Raw genomic sequence first — 2,222 nt, 5'->3', positions numbered from 1 at the left:
CGTTCCGTCGCTGGTCTGGGGTGTTGGCCGGTGAGGCGGTGACCGAGGAGCGGGTGGCGGAGCTGCCGGAGTGGGTGGGTTTGCTGGGCGAGGTGGAGCCGTTGCTGGGGCGGCGGGCTCTGGACCGCGAAGTGGACACGGTTCGTACGCTGCGGAACCGCTCCTGGGCCGTCCCGTCCGAGCTGGCTGCGGTGCTGGTGGGCCGGACCCCCGCCCTGTTCCACTGCGGAGTGGATGACGCGTTGTTGGCGACCCTGGCGGGCGCGGTAGGCCACTGGCGGCCTGAAGCCGCTTCCCGTCTGGTGGATGTCGAGGGCCATGGGCGTGAGGCGTTGGGTGATGTGGATCTGTCCCGCACAGTGGGTTGGTTCACCAGCAGCCATCCCGTCCGTCTGGATGTGACCGGGATCGATCTCGACCAGGTGCGGTCGGGAGGTCCGGAGGCCGGCCGGCTGGTGAAGGCGGTCAAGGAGCAGGTGCGGGCGGTCCCCGGCGACGGGCTCGGGTATGAGCTGCTGCGGTATCTCAACCCTGAGACGGGTCCTGTGCTGGAGGCCGGACCGGCGGCGCAGATCGGTTTCAACTACCTCGGCCGCTTCGCCACCAGCGCCAGCGAAAACTCTGCCCAGCCCTGGCAACTGGCCGGAGATACGGCGATGGGTGGGTCGACCGCCCCGGACATCCCATCGATGCATGTGCTGGAAGGGCTAGCGCTGGTCCGGGACACCTCGGACGGCCCCGAGCTGGAGATCACTCTGATCTGGCCCAGTGAGCTCCTCGACGAAGGCGATGTGGAAGAGCTGGGCCGGACCTGGCTGCGGATGCTGGACGGGCTGGCCGCTCACACCACCGACCCCACCGCAGGCGGACACACCCCTTCCGACTTTCACCTTCTCGATCTCGAACAAGACGAAGTCGACCAATTCGAAGCGATAGCAGCAAAGCTTGAGGGAGGGATGTCCCGGTGAAGTCTTCAACCGCCGCTAACGGATCCGCTCTGGCGGAAGTGTGGCCGCTGTCGCCGTTGCAGGAAGGACTTCTGTTCCATGCCGACTTCGACGACCGGGGCCCCGACATATACACCGTGCAGTTCCTACTGGCCGTCGACGGTCCCCTGGACGCGCCACGGTTGCGGGCCACCTGGGAGGGGTTGCTCGCTCGACACGCGGCGTTACGGGCGAGCTTCCACCGTCGTAAGTCGGGTGAGGCGGTACAGCTCATTACCCGGAATGTGGTGCTGCCCTGGCGCGAGGTCGATCTGTCAGAGCTGGCTGAACCCGATATTTCGGACCAGGCTGACAAGCTGGCAGCCCAGGAGAGGGCGGAGCGGCTGGATGTGACGGTCCCGCCGTTGCTGCGGCTGCTGCTGATCCGCCTCGGTGACGGTCGCCACCGGCTTGTCGTGACGTCTCATCATCTCCTGATGGACGGCTGGTCGATGCCGGTCCTGCTTAACGAGCTGTCGGCAGTGTATGCGGCAGGAGGCGACGCGTCGGGGCTGCCGTACGCGGTTTCCTATGGCGAGTACTTGACATGGTTGGGCCGTCAGGACAAGGAAGCGGCGCGGGCCGCTTGGCGGGCGGAACTGCGGGGGATCGACGAGCCGACGCTTGCAGCGCCTGCTGATCCGGATGGGGAACCGTCCCCGCCGGAGGACAGCTCTGGGCGGCTCTCTGAAGAGACCACCCGGGCCTTGGTGGAGTTGGCGCGTTCGCGTGGTTTGACGGTGAATACGGTGGTGCAGGGTGCGTGGGCGTTGGTGCTGGCGCGGTTGGCCGGGCGTACGGATGTGGTGTTCGGGGCCACGGTGGCGGGGCGGCCTGCGGATCTGCCGGGTGTGGAGTCGATGGTCGGGCTGTTCATCAATACGGTGCCGGTGCGGGTGCGGCTCGATGGCGCGCGGTCCGTGGTGGAGATGCTCACGGAACTTCAGGAGCGTCAGTCCGGGCTGATGGCCCATCAGCATCTCGGCCTCTCGGAGATTCAGAGGCTCGCCGGTCCCGCAGCGGCCTTCGACACCCTCGTGGTCTACGAGAACTACCCCCGCCCTCCTGAGGCACCGCCTGCCCCCGACACCCCTACCTTCTCCGCATCGGCGGGACACCAGGCGACCAACTATCCGTTGACCCTTGGTTTTGTCATGACCGACCGGCTTGAGTTCCGTGTCACCTATCGACCGGACCTCTTCGACCAGCAGGAAGCTGCCGCAATGGGGCAGCGTG

General features: G+C 66.8%; 2 protein-coding genes. Both read left to right on the top strand.

The window, feature by feature from the left end:
* Nucleotides 1-968, top strand: a 968-nt coding sequence (locus FF041_RS24680; RefSeq protein WP_228388594.1) for a condensation domain-containing protein, incomplete at its 5' end; no start/stop codon positions are given.
* Nucleotides 965-2,222: condensation domain-containing protein (locus tag FF041_RS24675; protein ID WP_323392606.1), on the top strand; the 1,258-nt coding region annotated here is incomplete at its 3' end. The genes FF041_RS24680 and FF041_RS24675, both read left to right, overlap by 4 nt.

Source organism: Streptomyces jumonjinensis (genome assembly GCF_009600885.1).
GTDB lineage: Bacteria > Actinomycetota > Actinomycetes > Streptomycetales > Streptomycetaceae > Streptomyces > Streptomyces jumonjinensis.
Note: the sequence above shows the minus strand (reverse complement) of the source record. Positions and strands in the feature narration are given on the sequence as shown.